Source organism: Pseudomonas sp. RW10S2 (genome assembly GCF_014268985.1).
Lineage (GTDB): Bacteria > Pseudomonadota > Gammaproteobacteria > Pseudomonadales > Pseudomonadaceae > Aquipseudomonas > Aquipseudomonas wayambapalatensis.
Genome location: NZ_JABWRO010000036.1, coordinates 1 through 19,180, shown reverse-complemented (window position 1 = coordinate 19,180; position 19,180 = coordinate 1). Strand labels below are relative to the sequence as shown.

The following is a 19,180-nucleotide window of genomic DNA, read 5'->3' as shown; positions in this document are numbered from 1 at the left end:
GCAGGCTCAAGGCTCCAGCCCGATGCCCCGCAGAATCACGCTGGTCACCGTCTGCACCGCCCGCTCGAACGCCATGTCCGACAGCGGCTCGCCGTCATTGAACAAAGCCACCTGGTAACCGAAATCGGCGTAATGCTGGGTCGAAGCCCAGATCATGTAGAGCAGCGCCGACGGCTCGACCGGCAGGATGCGCCCCTCCTCCACCCAGCGACGGATCTTGGCTTCCTTCAACTGCGCCCAGGGCACCAGCGAATCGTCCAGGCTGTCGCCCAGCAGCGGCGCGCCGTGGAGGATTTCCTCGGCCCAGACTTTCGAGCCCAGCGGCCGCGAGCGCGAGTGTCCCATCTTGGCGCGGATATAGCTGGTCAGCACGACGCGTGGGTCTTCGAAGCGCTCGAAACACAGGGCATCCTGCTTCCAGACGTCCAGCAAGTCCTGCAGTACCGCACGATAGAGCTCATCCTTGGTACTGAAGTAGTAATGCAGGTTGGAACGCGGCAACTGCGCGCGCTCGGCGATGTCGCCCATGGAAGTGACGCCGTAGCCTTGCTCGGCGAACACCTGCTCGGCGGCCTGGAGAATTTTCTCGATATTGCGACGGCGAATTTCGATCTTGTGGTTGGCCATAGGGCGTCCGAAACGGCAGGAACCGCTCAAGGCTAACACGCACGAGCCATCGCTGCGCTCTGCAGATCGACAACTGTGCTTCGTCTGACAGTTGCAGCGTCACACACCCGCACCCGATCTGGAACCCCCTGCCCATGCGTCCGAACCTCCCCCTCTCGCTGCTGGCCCTGCTGGCCGGCACCGCCTCCCACGCCGCCGAGCGCATCGAGCTCGAACAGGTGCTGATCCAGGACCGCCAGCAGTCCGAGCAGGAAGCCGCTGCCGAACGACTGCGTGAGATACCCGGCGCCAGCAACCTGGTGGACATGGACAGCGTCGGCCAGGGGCGTGTGGCCAGCAACCAGGATGTACTGGCCTACCAGCCGGGGGTATTCGCCCAGTCGGCGGGCAACGACGGGATCAAGCTGTCGATCCGGGGCTCGGGTATCAACCGCGCGCCAGGCGCCCATGGCTCGGGGGTCTACACGATGTTCGACGGGCTGCCGCTGACCGGCCCCGGCGGTACGCCCTACGAGCTGTTCGAACCCTTGTGGCTGAGCCGTGCCGAGGTGCTGCGCGGTGCCAACGGCTTCGACCAGGGCGCCTTGGCCCTCGGCGGCGCGATCAACTACGTGACCCAAACTGGCCACGACGCCGCGCCCCTGCAACTGCGCTATGAGGCCGGCAGCCACGGCTACCAGCGCCGGCACATCAGCTCTGGCCAGGTACTGGGCAATCTCGACTACTACGTGGCGCTGACCGACGCCGAGTACGACGGCTACCAGCGACACAGCAGCGGCAGTGCCAAGGGCATCGCCGCCAACGTCGGCTATCGCTTCAACCCGAATCTGGAAACACGCTTCTACCTGCGTTACCGGGAAACCGAGAACGACCTGGCCGGGCGCCTGACCAAGGACCAGATCAAGCACCACCCGCGCGCCGCCAACCCGGCCTATCTCGCCCGCGATGACAGCCGTCCGCAGCCTGGCAGCACCTGGGTGGGCAACAAGACCACCTTCTTCCTCGATGATGACTCACGTCTGGAGGCCAAGCTGGTCTACCACGACTACCCAATGGACCTGCGCGAAGGCCCGATGCGCCTGAAAGTGGCTTACACCGATGTCAGCGGCACGCTCAACTACCTGCGTCGCGATACCCTGTTCGGCCACGAGAGCAAGACCACCGTTGGCTGGCGCACTACCAAGCACCTGCCCAACAGCGGCGCCTCGCAGTTCGTGCGCAATGGCGATGTGTTCGGCCCACGCAGCCGCGACTTCAGCTACCAGGGCTCGGACACCGTGCTGCACCTGGGCAACGACCTGGAGCTGGTGCCGAACCTGTGGCTGACCACCGGCCTTGCCATGATCTACACCCGCCGCGAAAGTGCCGTCACCTTCCCTGCCAACGGCGGTAAGGTCAGCCAGCACGACTGGGACTATGCACCGCGCCTGGGCCTGCGTTACGACATCGACCCGCAGACCCAGGTCTACGGCAACCTCAGCCGCTCCGTCGAGCCACCGCATCCTTGGTCGTTGATCTGGAGTTCGACCGTCGCGACGCAACCCATCGAGATGCAGAACCAGACAGCCACCACGCTGGAGCTGGGAGCCCGTGGCGAGTCGGTGCTGGGGCGCTGTGACCTGGCCTGGTATTACTCGCAGGTGCGCCATGAACTGCTGGCGGTCGAAATCGTGCCGGGCCAGCCGTTCAAGGAGTACAACGCCAGCCCCACTGTGCACCAGGGCGTCGAAGCAGGCCTGGACAGCACGCTGTGGCAACAGCCGGGCGTCGGCAAGCTGTCGCTGCGCCAGGCCTACACCTTCAGCGACTTCCATTACCGCGACGATGACCGCTTCGGCGACAACCGCCTGCCCGGTATCCCGATGCATTACTACCAGGCCGAGTTGCGCTACGACTGGCCCAGCGGTTTCTACGCCGGTGTGAATACACAGATGGCCTCGAAGGTGCAGGTTGACTACGCCAACAGCTATCACGCTGACGACTACGCCTTGCTTGGCGCGCGCCTGGGCTGGGACTCACCGAAGCAGGACTGGCAGACCTGGATCGATCTGCGCAATCTGACGGGCGAACGCTATGCGGCCACGGTAACCCCAGGCTATGACGACCAGGGTAGCGACATGGCGCGCTCGACCCCTGGGGAGGGCTTTGCAGCCTACATCGGTGTTTCTTACACGCTGAAATAATACAAAAGCATCTGGCGGCCAAGCATATTGCCTTCGACCATGCAGAAAAAACATCGAAGGCAGTATGAAAGCATGACCAAAAAGCAGTTATCGCCATTCAAATAGAAAGCGCCTACAGACACTGCGCGAAGGTACTGCTTCATTCCTTCCCTCAGACCGCTGTCAAAAGCTCGCCTCCTTTCTCCTGAGCCCTCTGTGTGGGCGGATTGATCTGCGAAAGCATGCAGTCAACTGCCATAACCGTGACCGCACATTTCATTAACACGGCTCTCCGCGCACCCTCCCTTTCCGTAGACCGTCTTGTTGACGAACACTGCGTCGGCGGCCTTAGAACGCCGCCAACAACCCTCAGAGTTCAAGAAGGAGTTTCACCATGGGATACATTTATCGTGGCATGAGCAACAAACTGAACGAGTTGGAAGCAGAGGTCGTGGTTGATCAGGCGGCTGGCGAACTGACTACCGAGCACGCAGACGCAATGCAACTGGCCGAGCACGAGCACGTCGAGCTCGAACGCGAATAATCCAGCCTGCAAGGCGGCCCTCAAGCCGCCTTGCTCCCAGGAGTCAGCATGCATATGACGTACGTGGCTGAACGTGAACTCCCCCTGGCAACGGCAAGGCAACGCATCGATGAACAACTCGCACAACTGGCGCTGAACGTTGAAGAGCACTGGGAAGGCACATGGGTCGGCTCGGCCCGCATAGGCCTCAGCTCACAGACCGGGGCTACCAGCCAAGGCTGCGGAAAAGGCCTGGAGCAAGAAGCTCGGGTCGGCGCACGCTTCGAGGCACTGGAGCACTTTCTCGATGATCACCTTACCCGTAATGATCACCTCAACGAGGCCAGCGACTTGGCCCGAATGCCTACCCTGCAAGATGACATGCTGCAACCCTGGCTTGCGGCACAGCCCCACGAGAAACTGGCGTGCCAGGCTTACCACGACCTGGACGGCCAATGGCTGTTCGACTATCCATTGTGCCTCACGCGGCCGGATTACGCCGATCACCCGGCTGCCGGCGAAACCTTCGACCTTCGTGGGCTCCGACGCTACAGCAGCAATGATGGGTCAGCCATCGGCGCAACCCTCCAGGAAGCCATACTGCATGCGTTGAACCAGAGCATCGAACGCGATGCGCTGTCGCTGTTCTTCCTGCGTCATTACTACTACAGACAACCCTCCCCCTTGCGCTGGATAAGCAAACCCGGCACGCACACCGAGCTCGGACGCATCTGGCAGCATGCCGAGGACTGCCTGGAAGCGCCAATTGGTGTTCTGGACATCAGCAGCGAGTTTGCCAGCAGCACCTATCTGGCACTGCGCATGTCGCAAGCATCACGCCTGCATGGCGCGCTGTTCGGCGCAGGCGCCTCGCTCGACCCCTGGCATGCCGTGCGCCGCGCGGTCACCGAACTGGTTCAGGTACAGCTCAACAGTCGCCCCCCCGGTGCGCTGGATGAGCTGAAACTGGCCGAACGCCTGCTGCGGCCTTTTCCTCGCCTGCAATCGTGCCTGCAGTTCGACCTCGACGTACTGCTGGAAAAAGCAGGACACACGGTGGCGCTGCCTGACCCAGGCCCTCGATGCAGTGTGCGTCAACAGCTGCGATATCTGTACGCAGACCTTCAACGCCATGGCAGGCAAGCCGGTATCTGCCAGCTGTTCCAAGGCCACGAAGGCATCAGCCTGGTGAACGTCGTGGTTCCCGGACTCGAACGTTTCCACCTCGTCTGCAGCGGGAATGTCGTCTGCCCCGGGCCCAGGGGCCTCGCCCACCGAAGTCAGCAACCTTGAGGGGTCGCCATGCAACCAGAACACGCCCGACACGAACGCTGGCTGGCCCGGCACCTGCCCTCGCGCGCCCATACTCCAGGCGGGGTCGCAACGCTGGAAGAACCTGTTGGCCATGGTCTGAACAACCTGTTCATACTCCGCCTGCAAAACCTCGAATACCTGGGGCGCAAGCTGCTGGATGAACAGGGGCAGTTGGGAAGCCGACTGACACCGGCCATGTTGCTGGGGCCGCTGCTCAGAACCCGACAGTGTGGCAACCGCCTGCAGATGCACTATCGGACGCTGTCCACCGACGAAAAACACCAGGTGTTCGCCCAGGCCCGGCGCAGCAACGACACCAGCATCCACTTCCCCTTTCCGGTCGTGGACGAACAGGGCCAAGAGCTAGTAGCACCTGCATCATTCTGGAATGACACCCCGCAGCTAGCTCGGCGCCTGGACGCACAGGAACGGCATTTTCGCGAGCACTGCCTGGCGACACTGAAAAAGCGCCTTGCTCCCGGCGCCGTGATACACGACCCCGCCTGCTCGACCGGCACCTTCATCGCAACGCTCGCACAAGGGCTGCCCGACGCGCAGTGCCTGGGCAGCGACGTATCCCCTGCCATGATCGCCCATGCCCGCATGCATCAGCGACTGCCCAACCTGAAGTTCGACATTGCCGACGCCACTGATTCGGCCGCCGCCGACAGTTGCGACGTGCTGATCCTGCGCTTCCTGAATGCCGAGGTCATGCTCCGCCAGCAGGCCACCCGCCTCTTACAGGCATTGAGCCGACGTGTGCGACGAGCCGGTGTAATCATCGTCTTCGGCCATACCCCGGTGTTGGTCGCCATCGAGCCCGAAGCCAAGCGTCTGGGCCTGAAGGTCACCGGTACGATCGCCGCCTGCCCTGATACCCAGGCGCTGTTTCAGTTCTTCATCCTGGAGCGTGACTGAACAGCCTCACGGCAACTGCACCTGTGGCGTGCTCTCGGTGAAGATCGTCCAGCTGGAGATGAACAACGCGGCGATCAGCGGCCCGATCACGAAACCGTTGAGGCCGAACACCGCCAGACCGCCCAGGGTCGACACCAGGATCAGGTAGTCGGGCATGCGCGTATCCTTGCCCACCAGGATCGGGCGCAACAGGTTGTCCACCAGCCCGATCACCAGCACGCCGAACGCCGTCAGCACGATGCCTTGCCAAATAGCGCCGGTCAGCAGGAAATACACTGCGACCGGCCCCCAGACGATCCCGGCCCCCACCGCAGGCAACAGCGACAAAAACGCCATCAGCACCGCCCACACCAGCGCACTGGGAATATCCAGCACCCAGAAAATCAAACCGCCAAGAGCCCCCTGGGTGATCGCCACCAACAGGTTGCCCTTCACCGTAGCCCGCACCACCCGGTTGAACTTCAGCTGCAAGCGGCGCTTCTGCTGCTCGGGTAGCGGCACGGCCTGGCGCACCTTGCGCGCCAGCTCCGGCCCCTCACGCAAAAAGAAGTACAGCAGGTAGAGCATGATGCCGAAACTCACCAGGAAGTCGAAGGTGCCCTGGCCGAAGCTGAATGCCTGCCCGGCCAGAAACTGACTGCCCTGTGTCGCCCACTTGGTGATCTTGTCGCGCAGGCCATCGAGGTTGCCCATGCCCATGCGGTCCAGACCGTTCTGGACGAAGTGCGGCAGCATGTCCTTGCCGCGCTCGATGTAGCCGGCGATATCCAGCTGGCCGCTTTCAATGCGCTGGTACAGGGTGGCGCCCTCCTGCACCAGCAGGGCACTGATGATGATCACCGGCAGGATCGCAATCATCAGGCAGGTGGCCAAGGTGGCCCCGGCTGCCAGGTTGCGCCGCCGGTTGAAACGCAGCAGCAGGTTGCGTTGCAACGGCGCGAACAGGATGCCGAGGATCACGGCCCAGAAGATGGCGCCGTAGTAAGGCAACAGGATCCAGACGAAGGCGACGGTGACCAGCGCCAGCAATACGGCCAGGGCTCTATTCTGGAGAGCGGTTTGATTCATGGGCATTCCTCGATTGTCCTGGACGTTAGTGCGTAGCGAAGCGGCAAAAGTGCCATCAACGCCGTTTGACCCAGATCAACACTGCTTCGCCAGCCGCGCCTTAGCATCCGCACCTTTTGCCCTGGTGCACCCATGAACCTTCTCGCCAAGCCCGAACTGCTGGCCCCTGCCGGCTCCCTGAAGACCCTGCGCTACGCCTTCGCCTATGGCGCCGACGCGGTCTACGCCGGCCAGCCACGCTACAGCCTGCGGGTGCGCAACAACGAATTCGACCACGCCAACCTGGCCCAGGGCATCCAGGAAGCCCACGCCCTGGGCAAGCGCTTCTACGTGGTGGTCAACATCGCGCCGCACAATGCCAAGCTCAAGACCTTCCTCAAGGACCTGGCGCCCGTGATCGAGATGGCGCCCGATGCGTTGATCATGTCCGATCCGGGGCTGATCATGCTGGTGCGCCAGCATTTCCCGCAGATGCCCGTGCACCTGTCGGTGCAGGCCAACACCGTGAACTGGGCCAGCGTGCAGTTCTGGCAGCAACTGGGCCTGAGCCGGGTGATTCTGTCGCGCGAGCTGTCGCTGGAAGAAATCGAGGAAATCCGCCAACAGGTGCCTGACATGGAGCTGGAGGTCTTCGTCCACGGCGCACTGTGCATGGCCTACTCCGGGCGCTGCCTGTTGTCGGGCTACCTGAACAAGCGCGACGCCAACCAGGGTAGCTGCACCAACGCCTGTCGCTGGAAGTACCAGGCGACCCCGGCAGGGGAAAACGCCACCGGCGAGATCGTGCGCGAGTGCGAACCGAACTTGGGCATTGGCGCCCCAACCGACCAGGTGTTCCTGCTGCAGGAGGGCAATCGCCCCGGTGAAGAGATGCCCGCATTCGAGGACGAACACGGCACCTACATCATGAACGCCAAGGACCTGCGCGCCGTACAGCACGTCGAGCGCCTGACCCGGATGGGCGTGCACTCGCTGAAGATCGAAGGACGGACCAAGTCGCACTTCTACTGCGCCCGTGCAGTGCAGTCCTACCGCCAGGCGATCGACGACGCTGTCGCCGGTCGGCCCTTCGACCGCAGCCTGATGGACAACCTCGAGTCCCTGGCCCAGCGCGGCTACACCGAAGGTTTCCTGCGCCGCCATGTGCACGACGAATACCAGAACTACCAGCGTGGCAACTCGGTTTCGGAGCGCCAGCAGTTCGTTGGCGAACTGACGGGCCTGCGTTTCGGCGGGCTGGCCGAGGTAAAGGTGAAGAACCGCTTTGCGCTGGGTGACACCCTCGAACTGATGACCCCTCGCGGTAACTACCACTTCGAACTCGACCGGCTGGGTGATCGACAAGGCCAGGCCATCGAGGTGGCGCCAGGCGACGGGCACCTGGTGTACCTGCCGATTCCCGAACAGGTATCGCTCGAGTTCGGGTTGCTGATGCGTGACCTGCCTGCGCAGCAGGCCCTAAGCTGACAGCGCTGTAATGACAGCCTCAGCTGGCTGACAGGGATGGCGGTGGATCATCGGGCTATTCCATGGCCCGTTCGCAGGCAAGCCCGCGGCTTCGAAAGGCGCGCCCGATCGCGACAAGGCCTCTACCCAAGCCCTGCCTGAGGCCCATTCATGCCCCACAGCCCCTCCCGTCGTACCTTCGTCAAAGGCCTCGGCGCCGCCACCGCGGTGGCCGGCCTGGGCCTCTGGCGCCCACTGGCCAGCGCCGCCGAAGGCCATCGCCCAGGCCAACCGCTGCAGGGCCAGGACTTCGAACTGTACGTTGGCCAGACTCCCGTCAACATCACCGGCCGCCCGCGCACGGCCCTCACCGTCAACGGCAGCCTGCCCGGCCCGCAGTTGCGCTGGCGCGAAGGTGACAGCGTGACCCTGCGCGTGCGCAACCGTCTGACCGAACCCACCTCGATCCACTGGCACGGCATCATCCTGCCCGCCAACATGGACGGTGTTCCCGGCCTGAGCTTCGCCGGCATCGAGCCTGGCGGAGACTACCTCTACCACTTCACCCTGCGCCAGAGTGGCACCTACTGGTACCACAGCCATTCCGGGCTGCAAGAGCAGGCGGGGGTCTATGGGGCGATCGTCATCGAACCCCGCGAGGCCGAGCCTCACGCTTACCAACGCGACCATGTGCTGCTGTTCAGCGACTGGAGCGACCAGGCCCCCGAAGCACTGCTGGCGACGCTCAAGAAGCAGTCCGACGCCTTCAACTACCACAAGCTCACTGTGGGTGACTTCATCGAGGATGTCGCGCGCGACGGCTGGCGCAAGACCGTCGACGAGCGCCTGATGTGGGCCGACATGCGCATGAGCCCCACCGACCTTGCCGACATCAGCGCGGCCACCTACAGCTACCTGCTCAACGGCCAGCCACCGGAGGGCAACTTCACCTGCCTGTTCCGCCCCGGCGAGACGGTACGCCTGCGCCTGATCAACGCCTCGGCCATGACCTACTTCGACTTCCGCATCCCCGGCCTGAAACTCACGGTGATCGCCGCAGACGGCCTGCCTGTGGTGCCGGTGACGGTAGACGAACTGCGCATCGCCGTGGCCGAAACCTTCGACATACTGGTCGAGCCGGGCGATGCCCCAGCCTACACCCTGTTCGCCCAGAGCATGGACCGCACCGGCTTTGCCCGTGGCACCCTGGCCCATGCTCATGGCCAGCAGGCGCCCATCCCGCCAACGGACCCACGCCCCCGGCTGACCTTGAACGACATGGGGCACGGCGGCATGGGCGGCGCCGCAATGGCAGACATGCCTGGCATGGACCACGCCAACATGGCCGGCATGAATCACGCGGCAATGGCCGCCATGCAGCGTCACCCGGCCAGCGAGAGCGGCAACCCGCTGGTCGATATGCAGACCATGGCGCCGCGCCCGCACCTGGGTGATCCCGGTATCGGCCTGCGCAGCAACGGCCGCCGGGTGCTGACCTACGCCGATTTGCGCAGCCGCTTCGAAGACCCCGACGGCCGCCCACCCTCACGCGACATCGAACTGCACCTGACCGGCCACATGGAGCGCTTTGCCTGGTCATTCGACGGCGTGAAGTTCAGCGACGCTCAGCCACTGCGCCTTACCTATGGCGAGCGGGTGCGCATCACACTGGTCAACGACACCATGATGGCCCACCCCATTCACCTGCATGGCATGTGGAGCGACCTGGAGGATGAACAGGGCAACTTCATGGTGCGCAAGCACACCCTCGATATCCCGCCCGGAACCCGGCGCAGCTATCGGGTCAGTGCCGACGCCCTGGGCCGCTGGGCCTACCACTGCCACTTGCTCTACCACATGGAGACCGGCATGTTCCGCGAGGTACGGGTCGATGAATGAGCTCAACAGCCGCTGGCTCCTGGCCAGTGTGACCCTGCTGGTGCTGCTGGCCAGCGAAGAGGTGCGCGCGCAGCAAAACCCGACCCAGCCCACCACGGCGTTGCCGGTCATCACCGATGCCGACCGCCGCGCAGCCTTTCCCCCTCTGTCGGGCCACCAGGTGCATGACGATGCGCTGAACGCGGCGGTGATCGTCGATCAACTCGAATACCAGCACTTCGACAACAACGGGCTGCTGAACTGGAATGCCACTGCCTGGATCGGCGGCGACATCGATCGCCTGTGGCTACGCAGCGAAGGTGAACGTGAACAGGGCATCACTCACAAGGCCGAACTGCAGGCGCTTTGGGGCCATGCCATCAGCCCCTGGTGGGAGCTGGTCGGCGGTATACGCCAGGACTTCAAGCCTGCCAGCGGCCAGGCCTGGGCAGCGTTCGGCATCCAAGGGACGCCGCTGTATGGGCTGGAGCTCGAGGCCACCGCCTATGCCGGTGAGCGACAGCAGACCGCGCTGCGCCTGGAGGCCAGTTACGCTATGCTGCTGACCAATCGCTGGATCCTCGAACCGACCCTCGAAGCCAACTTTTTCGGCCGTAACGATGCCGGGCGCGAGCAAGGTTCGGGGCTGGCCGAAAGCGAAGTAGGCCTGCGCCTGCGCTATGAAATCACGCGCAGCTTCGCACCCTATGTCGGCGTCAGTTTCAACCGCTTGCACGGCAGCCGCGCCGACCAGGCCCGTGAAGACGGCGACGACCCCGCGCAGACCCGTCTGGTCGCAGGTGTGCGCCTGCGTTTTTGAAGGAGTTCGACCATGCTACGCAAACACCTGATGGCCTTTGGACTGCTGGCCATCAGTGGCCTGGCACAGGCCGCCGAGGTCATTGATGTCTACCGCGACCCCAACTGCGGCTGCTGCAAACAGTGGATCAGCCATCTGCGCGACAACGGTTTCACGGTCAACGACCATGTCGAGCCGAACATGAGCGCGGTCAAGCAGCGCCTGGGCGTCGCACCACGCCTGGCGTCTTGCCACACCGGCGTGATCGACGGCAAGTTCGTCGAGGGGCATGTGCCCGCCGAACAGGTGCGCCTGCTGGCCAAACGCAACGATCTCAAGGGGCTGGCCGTGCCGGGTATGCCCATGGGCTCGCCCGGCATGGAAATGGGCGACCACAAGGATGCCTATCAGGTCATCGGCCTGACCCGGGACGGCCAGGACACTGTGGTCGCCGAATACTGATGCTCAGTCTCTGGGCGCTGTTTCTCAGCGCCTTTGGCGCAGCCACCCTGCTGCCGCTGCAGTCCGAGGCGGTGCTGGTCGGTTTGCTCCTGCGCGCCCCCGACGCCTGGCTTGTGCTGTTGCTGATTGCGACCCTGGGCAACGTGCTCGGTTCGCTGGTCAACTGGCTGCTGGGCCGAGCGATCGAGCGCTTTCGTGACAAACGCTGGTTTCCGTTCAGCGCCAGTCAGTTGCAAGGTGCACAACGGCGCTACCAGCGCTGGGGCCAGTGGTCGCTGCTGTTGAGCTGGATGCCCGTGATCGGTGATCCGTTGACCCTGATCGCCGGGATCATGCGCGAGCCGTTCTGGCGCTTCCTGTTGCTGGTCACCCTGGCCAAGGCCGGGCGCTACCTGGTGGTCGCGATGATCACCCTGGGCTGGTTTCACAGCGGGTAACACCTTTCACGGTTCCGCAGGTCAACTGACTGCTACAGTCGCCTTTTCCTACTTGAACCTACACGGAGTACCCCGATGCTGCGCGCAACCGCCCTGGCCCTGGCCTGCCTCGTCGGCAGCTCGGCCATCGCCGCCGAGTCGCCCACCTATGGCAGACAGCTCGAAGGTTTCACCTACCCTCACCCACTCCAGCACTTCGCCTTCACCTCACAGGGCCAGGCCCTGCAGATGGGCTACATGGACGTCCCTGCGCAGGGCAAGGCCAATGGTCGCAGCGTGGTGCTGATGCATGGCAAGAACTTCTGCGCCGCCACCTGGGAAACCACCATCGAGGCCCTGAGCAAAGCCGGCTACCGGGTCATCGCCCCGGACCAGGTCGGCTTCTGCACCTCGAGCAAGCCCGAGCATTACCAATACAGCTTCCAGCAACTGGCCGACAACACCCATGCACTGCTCCAACAGCTTGGCATCGACAAGGTCAGCGTGCTGGGCCACTCCACCGGTGGCATGCTCGCCACCCGCTATGCGCTGATGTACCCACAGCAGGTGGAGCGCCTGGCCATGGTCAATCCGATCGGCCTGGAGGACTGGAAAGCCCTGGGCGTGCCCTATCGCAGTGTCGATCAATGGTATCAGCGTGAACTCAAGCTCGATGCCGAAGGGGTGCGCAACTACGAGCGCAACACCTACTACGCCGGGCGCTGGAAGCCGGAATACGAGCGCTGGGTGCAGATGCTGGTAGGCCTGAACAAAGGGCCTGGGCACGAAGCGGTGGCGTGGAACTCGGCGCTGATCTACGACATGATCTTCACCCAGCCGGTGGTCTACGAGTTCAAGGACCTGAAGATGCCGACGCTGTTGCTGATCGGCGACAAAGACACCACCGCCATCGGCAGCGACATTGCCCCGCCAGAGGTCAAGGCACGCCTGGGCAAATACGCAGTGCTCGGACCGCAGGTGACCAAGCTGATCCCCCAAGGGCAACTGGTCACCTTCGAAGGCATGGGGCATGCCCCGCAGATCGAGGAACCTGAGGTGTTCCACAAAGCCTTGATCAACTGGTTGCAGCAGTAGCACTCGCCTTGCTGCAGGCTGGGAGCGGTCTTTTACGGCCACAAGGCCGCTCCTGAACAGACTCTGTGAACGAAGCTGTCACGCCCTCCAGACCTGCCCTTCGCTCCACCCCAGTTCGGCAAAATCATCCGCGCGCAGGGGCGCTTCCTCCTCGCAGAAGAATTCGTCCAGCTGCGGCGGGCGCACCGAGGTGTCGCTGAGCATCGCATGCACCTGCCCGCGGTGATGGATCTGGTGTTCGAACAGGTGCGAGAGCAGGCGCAGGCGCTGCTCGCGCTGGACCCGGTCAGCCCGCACGATACTCACATAGCGCCGCAACTGGTCGTCACGCAACAGCCGGCAATACGCGATCAGTCGCTGGTCGGCCTGGGCCTGCTGGGCATGCAGGTCGGTACAGGTGGCAAACGGCTGCTCAGGCTCGAAGAAGCGCTCGCCATCGGCCTCGGGGGCTTCGCCGCGCTGCTCGCACTCCAGGGCATTGAGGTAGAACCAGTCCACCGTCAGCAGGTGATTGAGCGTGGCCTTGATCGAAGGAAAGAAGCTGCAACGGGGGGCGACGAACTCGTCGTGGGTCAGTTGCAGGCATGCCTTGTACAGGCGATGGTTGGCCCAGCCGTTGTTGTAGGCCTGGGTCAGCAGATGGTGCGACAGCAGCTCCATGGTCGACTCCTTCAGGCGAAGCGTTGCAGTTGCATCTCCCGCAGCCGGCTCAGGGTCCGCCTGAACGGGAACGCCAGATACCCTTGAGTGTAGAGCGCTTCGAGCGCGACCTCGGCTTCCAGGTACAAGGCGACCCGACGGTCGTAGCATTCGTCGACCAACGCGATGAAGCGCCGCACACTGTCATCGCGGGGCGACAGCGCCGGTAGCTGGCGATCGCCGGCCACTACACGCTGGGCGCCGTCCTCGGTTCCGCGGGCGATGCGCCCGGCACGTTGCACCCCGCCCAGTGCAGGCAGCCCCTCCAGCAGGATGGCCGTATAGCGGTCGCACAGGGCCATGAACTCAGTCGCCGCCAGCGGTTGCTCGCACAGGTCGGCGAAGTGGCACCAGATCACCTGCTCGCTGCGGCGAATCACTTGGATCTGCCGCGAACCGACCTGCAACGGCTGGTCGGTGCCGGGGTCATCCGCGCTCAGTTGCCGGAATACCTCGGCCAATGCGCTGGGCTTGCCCGCCTCGGCAATCCAGAAACGCTGACGCTGTTCGCCAGGGTGCAGGCGGTGGTCCTGCTCGCCGGCCACGGAGATGACCTGCATGTGCCGCTGGATCGCGGCGATGGCCGGCAAGAAGCGCTCACGATTGAACCCGTCGAGGTACAGCTGATCGGGCGGCTGGTTGGACGTAGCGACGATGACCACGCCCTGGTCGAACAGCACCTGAAACAGGCGACCGAGGATGATCGCGTCGCCAATATCGCTGACAAACAGCTCATCGAAGCACAGTACGCGAATATCCCTGGCCAGCTCCCGGGCCAGCGCGTGCAGTGGATCGGCGGTGCCAGCCAGCAGAAACAGGCGTTGGTGCACCCAGGCCATGAAGTGATGAAAATGCTGTCGCCGGGAAGGAGCCGCAAGGCACTGCTGGAACTGATCCATCAACCAGGTCTTGCCGCGCCCGACCGGCCCCCATAGATAGACGCCCTGGCCGCCGCGCCCCTGCTCCAGCGCCTCGAAGCACTGCTGCAGGGCGGCAACGGCCTCGGCCTGCGCAGGGTCGGCGGCAAAGCCTTGCTGCTCGATGGCTTGCTGATAAAGGGCGTAGGGCGTCATGGCTTTGGATCGCAGGCAAAACGCCATGGTAATGGGGGTTTCCCGGATCCGCCATCAACCCTCGCGCAGGCCCACCTTCAGCAGCGCCCCGTCCTTGGCGTCAGTCAGCACGTACAGGTAGCCGTCCGGCCCCACCCGCACATCGCGAATACGCGCATTGAGTTCCCCCAACAACCGTTCTTCATGGACGATCTTGTCACCATCGAGTTGCAGGCGAATCAGCTCCTGAGTGGCCAACGCACCGATGAACAGGTTGTGATCCCAGGCCTTGAAGGTCGGGCTGTCGTAGAAGGCCATTCCACTGATGCCTGGGGACTTCTCCCACACATGGTGCGGATCTTCCATACCCTCTACATGCTTGCCCTTAGCTTCGGGGATCGGCAGCAGCGAGTAGTTGATGCCATGGGTCGCGATCGGCCAACCGTAGTTCTTGCCTGCCTCGGGGATGTTGATCTCATCGCCGCCGCGCGGGCCGTGCTCGTGGGTCCAGAGCTTGCCTGTCCAGGGGTTGAGCGCCGCGCCCTGCTGGTTGCGGTGCCCGTACGACCAGATTTCCGAGCGCACATTCTTCTGGCCGACGAAGGGATTGTCCTTGGGCACCTCGCCATCGGGCAGGATGCGGACCAGCTTGCCCTGTAACTTGTCCAGGTCCTGGGCGGTGGGGCGCTGATTGTTCTCGCCCAAGGCAATGAACAGATAGCCCTCGCGGTCGAAGACCAGGCGCGAGCCAAAGTGGTTACCCTCGGACAGCTTGGGTTGCTGGCGGAAGATCACGGTGAAATTTTCCAGACGCGCGCGATCCTGCGACAGCTGGCCACGTCCGACCGCCGTCCCCGCCTTGCCGTCCGCGCCTTCCTCGGCATACGACAGATAGACCGTGCGATCCTTGGCGAACTCCGGCGAAAGCACCACGTCCAGCAGGCCGCCCTGCCCTTGCGCCCAGACCTTGGGCACCCCTGACAGCGGCGGCCCGACCTTGCCTTCGGCACCAACGATGCGCAGGTTACCCGTGCGTTCGGTGACCAGCATATCCTTGCCCCCCGGCAGGAATGCCAGAGCCCACGGGTAGGCCAGACCATCAGCGACGGTACTGACGGTCAATTGCCCTTCTTCGCTCGCAAACTGCTTGTCGTCGGCAGCCTGTGCCAATAACGGGAACAGTGCGGCAGCAACCAGGGTGGTCATCCAGATACGTGGCGTCATGCAGGGATCCTTCCAATCAAGAGGCTCAGGGCGCACGTTGTGAGTCGCGCGGTGGCCGAGTGGGTTCCAGGTTCGGGGTCTGTTGTTGACGGCGCAGGTTGTCACCGTTACCGATGCCGCGGTTGTCCAGCGTCGGTGGCCGCACAATCGGCTGGGTCGAGGGGCCGCGCACCGGCGGCGTCGCTGGCACACTGCCTTGGCGGCTGTTGGGGTTGGCGCGCTGAATTGGGCTGTTGTAGGGGTTATTGCGGTCGCTGGCAGCAAGCAAGGGCATCTGCACGGGTGCCGCGTGAGCGGGAAGGCACAGCAGCAGGCTGATGGCCAGGAAAGGCAGTGTAGGTTTCATCCTTCATCTCCGGTACGAAAAATCGCGCCCAAGCGTTGGATAGCCTAAGGCGCTTCAGGTTCGCGACAAAAGCATGAAAACCAATGGAGTTGATTCGCGATGTTTCCTTCAGGCCGATAGCGAGGGTTTCAACGATGGGACGTATTTGCCACACTCAAAGGCCGTCTCCAGCCAAGGCCCTTGCGATGACCATCTGCTTGCGCAACACCGCCCGACTTTGCCTGGCCCTGCTGCTGGCCCTGGCGCTCAATGCCTGTGCGCTGCTGCACAACCGCGATCCGCTGAACATCAATGTCATCGGCATCGAGCCCCTGCCCGGACAGGACCTGGAGTTGCGCATGGCCGTGAAGATACGCGTGCAGAACCCCAACGAGACGCCGGTGGACTTCAACGGTATTGCACTGAACCTGGAGGTGAACGATCAACCGCTGGCAGCAGGTGTCAGTGACCAGCGTGGGCATATCGGCCGATATGACGAGGCGGTGATCGTGGTCCCGGTGAGTATCACCGCGTTTTCGTTCCTGCGTCAGGCGTACGGCCTGAGCCAGACCCAGTCGCTACAAGGATTGCCCTATGTGTTGCGCGGGAAGCTGGCCGGTGGGCCGCTGGGCACGGTGCGTTTCACCGATAAAGGCAAGCTCGATTTACCGCAGCCTGGGCGTGCTGGCTGGTGAGGATCAACGGTTGGCGCTGGCCGCCGCCATCATCCTGTTGACTTCGCTGCGCACCATGTCGGCGAACTCCGGAGGCGACATACCCTCCAGCTCGGCACGGACCCATTCGGCCCACTTGCCCTTGCGTCGAGGCTTCTCGGCGATCATGCGGGCCGCCTCGCCCTTGGCCTTGCCGAGATTGTTCTGCCAAAACTGGAACAGTCGTGATTTTTCCGCCTCGATCTGTGCACGTTCGGCGAAGTCTCTATTGGCCAGATTGAAACTCATGGTCTTTCCTGCCGCTTGAAAATGAGCGCTATCTTACACTGTAGCGGCGAGCCGCCGGTATGCCGTTGCAACTTTCGACGCACGCCGTTATCCACTGTACAAGTCAATCCACCTACGAGGACGTGTTCATGGCCAGGAAATCCACCGCAACAGCCGATAGCGATCAGATCAAGGACCAGGTGTTCAGCGAGCTGCAGGCCTTGATCGAGGAGTCCGAAAAGCTCCTCGACGATAGCGCTTCACTGGTGGGCGAAGAAGCCGACACCTTGCGCGCCCAGCTCGGCCTGAAGCTGCGCCAGGCTCGCCAGGCCACCAGTCGTCTGGGGCAGAAGGCACAGCCGGTGGTAGATGCCACGCAGGAATATATTGGTGGCCACCCGTGGCAGACCGTCGCGATCTCCGCAGGATTCGGGTTGGTGGTCGGCTTGCTGCTCGGCCGTCGCCAGTGAGCTGACCCACCTCCACAGGCCCGGCCGCCCTCAGGCAGGCTGGGCCATCGGGATGCCGCTGTGAAAGCGCATCTCCATGTCTGGCGAGCTGATCAGCTCAGCCTCCACTGCCCTCACCTTCTCCACCACCCGCGCGATATCCGCTTCTTCACCATAGTGGTGCGCCAGTTTCAGGTAGCCCTGGTAATGACGTGCCTCACTCTTGAGCAGGCCGTGGTAGAAGGTACCAAGCTCCTCATCCAGGTGCGGCACCAGCGCCGCGAAACGCTCACAGCTGCGCGCTTCGATAAAAGCACCGACTACCAGGGTATCGACCAGCTTGACCGGCTCGTGGGCACGCACAACGCGGCGCAGGCCCGAAGCATAACGTCCCGCCGAAACAGGTCGCAGGGGAACGCCGCGACGTTTCATCAGGCGCAGTACCTGTTCGTGGTGCACCAGCTCCTCACGGGCCAGGCGCGACATCATGTTGATCAAGTCCAGATGGGTGTTGTACTTGGCGATCAGGCTGAGCGCAGTGCTGGCGGCCTTGAACTCGCAGTTCTTGTGGTCGATCAGCAGGGTTTCCTGGTCGGCGAGCGCCGCTTCGATCCAGGCGTCAGGCGTAGGGCAGCCAAGGAAGGCGTCGATTTCAGGGGTCAGGGACATAGGCTCACAGCTGGGTGACATCGCAGGAGCGCGGATTATACCGAGGGCGATGCCGATCGCCAGCGACTATGCTTGATACACGTCAAACGGCGCGACACAGACCGCCGACTATAGTCAGGCATTGGTCTTCATATCCCAAGGGAGTCATGCCCATGCAAGCCGTTCGCAGCATCCTCGTCGTACTCGACCCCGAGCACGCCCACAGCCGGGCTTTGACTCGGGCCAAGCTGATCGCCGGGGTGACCGGCGCACGCCTGCATCTGCTGATGTGCGACAAGAAGCAGGACCACAGCGCCTTGCTCAGCCTGCTGAGTAGCCAGCTGCATGATGATGGCTACGACAATGTCACCCATGAGCAGGCCTGGCATGACACGCTGCACGAGTCGATTGTCAGTGTGCAGCAAGCCGAAGGGTGCGAACTGGTGATCAAGGAGCATCGTCCGGACAATCCGCTGCGCAAGGCACTGCTTACACCCAGCGACTGGAAACTCTTGCGCCAATGCCCCTGCGCCGTGCTGATGGTCAAAAGCGAACGGCCCTGGACCGGCGGCAAGATCCTCGCGGCGGTGGATGTGGGGAATCAGGACGGGGATCATCGGCGACTACATGCCAGCATCATCGACCATGGCTATGCGATCGCCAGACTGGCCAAAGGCGAGTTGCACGTCATCAGCGCTCATCCCTCGCCGATGCTCTCGGCGTCAGACCCTGTGTATCAGCTCAGCGAAACCATCGAAAAACGCTACCGCGAAGCGTGCTCGGCATTCCAGGCGGAGTTCGATATCAGCGAAGAACGCCTGCATGTCGCCGAAGGGCCGGCCGATGTACTGATTCCCTATGCCGAGAAACAGATCGATGCGGTGGTCACCATCGTCGGCACCGTGGCGCGCACGGGGATATCTGGCGCCTTGATCGGCAATACCGCCGAGGTGGTGCTTGATTCGCTTGAGGGGGATGTACTGGTGCTCAAGAGCGAAGAAGCGACGGCGCACCTGGCCGAATTGGCGCGGGGCTGATGCGATCCAGATCGGCTTTTCAGTCGCTGTATTGGACAGCCAGAAAGACAAAACCCCTACCTGCTCACGCAGATAGGGGTTTTGCGAAATGAATCTT

At 63.2% G+C, this 19,180-nt stretch carries 21 protein-coding genes; 13 read left to right on the top strand and 8 right to left on the bottom strand.

Annotated features, from left to right (window positions below):
* Positions 1–6: 6 nt before the first annotated feature.
* The gene (locus tag HU729_RS10430) at positions 7–627 is read right to left on the bottom strand and encodes a TetR/AcrR family transcriptional regulator (RefSeq protein ID WP_186709861.1); all 621 of its coding nucleotides are present in this window, start codon (positions 625–627) and stop codon (positions 7–9) included.
* Positions 628–761: 134 nt separating this feature from the next.
* Between HU729_RS10430 and HU729_RS10425 the strand changes: the two genes are divergently transcribed.
* The 4 genes from HU729_RS10425 (at position 762) to HU729_RS10410 (ending at position 5,544) form a co-directional block, all read left to right on the top strand.
* Positions 762–2,810: a TonB-dependent receptor gene (locus HU729_RS10425; RefSeq protein WP_186709860.1), complete on the top strand. Its 2,049-nt coding sequence runs from the start codon at positions 762–764 to the stop codon at positions 2,808–2,810.
* Between the two features lie 373 nt (positions 2,811–3,183).
* A complete protein-coding gene (locus tag HU729_RS10420; RefSeq protein WP_186668837.1) occupies positions 3,184–3,333 on the top strand; it encodes a hypothetical protein in 150 nt (49 codons plus the stop codon).
* Between the two features lie 48 nt (positions 3,334–3,381).
* Positions 3,382–4,605 carry a YcaO-like family protein gene (locus HU729_RS10415; RefSeq protein ID WP_186709859.1) on the top strand — a complete coding sequence of 408 codons (1,224 nt, stop codon included), beginning with the start codon at positions 3,382–3,384 and terminating at the stop codon, positions 4,603–4,605.
* Positions 4,606–4,614: 9 nt separating this feature from the next.
* Complete coding sequence (locus HU729_RS10410) at positions 4,615–5,544, top strand: methyltransferase domain-containing protein (protein ID WP_186709857.1); 930 nt, start codon at positions 4,615–4,617, stop codon at positions 5,542–5,544.
* A 6-nt stretch (positions 5,545–5,550) separates the two neighbouring features.
* Here the strand turns inward: HU729_RS10410 and HU729_RS10405 are convergent, their stop codons facing one another.
* Entirely contained in the window at positions 5,551–6,612 is a 1,062-nt protein-coding gene (locus HU729_RS10405) for an AI-2E family transporter (protein WP_186709855.1), read from the bottom strand.
* Between the two features lie 132 nt (positions 6,613–6,744).
* On the opposite strand from HU729_RS10405, the gene yegQ reads away from it, so the two are divergent.
* From yegQ to HU729_RS10375, 6 genes are all read left to right on the top strand, one after another.
* Complete coding sequence (gene yegQ / locus HU729_RS10400) at positions 6,745–8,079, top strand: tRNA 5-hydroxyuridine modification protein YegQ (protein WP_186709853.1); 1,335 nt, start codon at positions 6,745–6,747, stop codon at positions 8,077–8,079.
* A 150-nt stretch (positions 8,080–8,229) separates the two neighbouring features.
* Positions 8,230–9,957 carry a copper resistance system multicopper oxidase gene (locus HU729_RS10395; RefSeq protein WP_186709851.1) on the top strand — a complete coding sequence of 576 codons (1,728 nt, stop codon included), beginning with the start codon at positions 8,230–8,232 and terminating at the stop codon, positions 9,955–9,957.
* Positions 9,950–10,756 (top strand): copper resistance protein B, encoded by an 807-nt coding sequence (locus HU729_RS10390; RefSeq protein ID WP_186709849.1) that lies wholly within the window; start codon positions 9,950–9,952, stop codon positions 10,754–10,756. Before HU729_RS10395 ends, HU729_RS10390 begins: the two co-directional genes overlap by 8 nt.
* A 12-nt stretch (positions 10,757–10,768) precedes the next feature.
* The gene (locus HU729_RS10385) at positions 10,769–11,197 is read left to right on the top strand and encodes a DUF411 domain-containing protein (RefSeq protein ID WP_186709847.1); all 429 of its coding nucleotides are present in this window, start codon (positions 10,769–10,771) and stop codon (positions 11,195–11,197) included.
* Positions 11,197–11,634 carry a YqaA family protein gene (locus HU729_RS10380; protein ID WP_186709845.1) on the top strand — a complete coding sequence of 146 codons (438 nt, stop codon included), beginning with the start codon at positions 11,197–11,199 and terminating at the stop codon, positions 11,632–11,634. Before HU729_RS10385 ends, HU729_RS10380 begins: the two co-directional genes overlap by 1 nt.
* 75 nt (positions 11,635–11,709) lie before the next feature.
* Entirely contained in the window at positions 11,710–12,708 is a 999-nt protein-coding gene (locus tag HU729_RS10375) for an alpha/beta hydrolase (protein ID WP_186709843.1), read from the top strand.
* 78 nt (positions 12,709–12,786) lie between these two features.
* Here HU729_RS10375 and HU729_RS10370 read toward each other — a convergent pair whose 3' ends face one another.
* The 4 genes from HU729_RS10370 to HU729_RS10355 are packed head-to-tail and all read right to left on the bottom strand — an operon-like array spanning position 12,787 to position 16,029.
* On the bottom strand, positions 12,787–13,368 hold the full coding sequence (locus HU729_RS10370; protein ID WP_186668821.1) for a DinB family protein: 582 nt from the start codon (positions 13,366–13,368) through the stop codon (positions 12,787–12,789).
* Between the two features lie 11 nt (positions 13,369–13,379).
* Positions 13,380–14,480, bottom strand: a complete 1,101-nt coding sequence (zapE, locus tag HU729_RS10365) for a cell division protein ZapE (RefSeq protein WP_186709840.1) — start codon at positions 14,478–14,480, stop codon at positions 13,380–13,382.
* A gap of 54 nt (positions 14,481–14,534) precedes the next feature.
* Positions 14,535–15,683, bottom strand: a complete 1,149-nt coding sequence (locus HU729_RS10360; protein WP_186709839.1) for a PQQ-dependent sugar dehydrogenase — start codon at positions 15,681–15,683, stop codon at positions 14,535–14,537.
* Between the two features lie 25 nt (positions 15,684–15,708).
* Positions 15,709–16,029 carry a hypothetical protein gene (locus HU729_RS10355; protein ID WP_151926147.1) on the bottom strand — a complete coding sequence of 107 codons (321 nt, stop codon included), beginning with the start codon at positions 16,027–16,029 and terminating at the stop codon, positions 15,709–15,711.
* Positions 16,030–16,214: 185 nt separating this feature from the next.
* Between HU729_RS10355 and HU729_RS10350 the strand changes: the two genes are divergently transcribed.
* Positions 16,215–16,703: an LEA type 2 family protein gene (locus HU729_RS10350; RefSeq protein WP_186668815.1), complete on the top strand. Its 489-nt coding sequence runs from the start codon at positions 16,215–16,217 to the stop codon at positions 16,701–16,703.
* Positions 16,704–16,706: 3 nt separating this feature from the next.
* On the opposite strand, the gene HU729_RS10345 is transcribed toward HU729_RS10350, so the two are convergent.
* The gene (locus HU729_RS10345) at positions 16,707–16,970 is read right to left on the bottom strand and encodes a hypothetical protein (RefSeq protein ID WP_186668813.1); all 264 of its coding nucleotides are present in this window, start codon (positions 16,968–16,970) and stop codon (positions 16,707–16,709) included.
* Positions 16,971–17,098: 128 nt separating this feature from the next.
* Between HU729_RS10345 and HU729_RS10340 the strand changes: the two genes are divergently transcribed.
* Entirely contained in the window at positions 17,099–17,419 is a 321-nt protein-coding gene (locus HU729_RS10340) for a DUF883 family protein (RefSeq protein WP_186668811.1), read from the top strand.
* A gap of 30 nt (positions 17,420–17,449) precedes the next feature.
* Here HU729_RS10340 and miaE read toward each other — a convergent pair whose 3' ends face one another.
* Positions 17,450–18,067 carry a tRNA isopentenyl-2-thiomethyl-A-37 hydroxylase MiaE gene (gene miaE / locus HU729_RS10335; RefSeq protein ID WP_186668809.1) on the bottom strand — a complete coding sequence of 206 codons (618 nt, stop codon included), beginning with the start codon at positions 18,065–18,067 and terminating at the stop codon, positions 17,450–17,452.
* 152 nt (positions 18,068–18,219) lie between these two features.
* Here miaE and HU729_RS10330 point away from each other — a divergent pair, with 152 nt between their 5' ends.
* Positions 18,220–19,083 (top strand): universal stress protein, encoded by an 864-nt coding sequence (locus HU729_RS10330; protein ID WP_186668807.1) that lies wholly within the window; start codon positions 18,220–18,222, stop codon positions 19,081–19,083.
* Positions 19,084–19,180 lie beyond the last annotated feature (97 nt).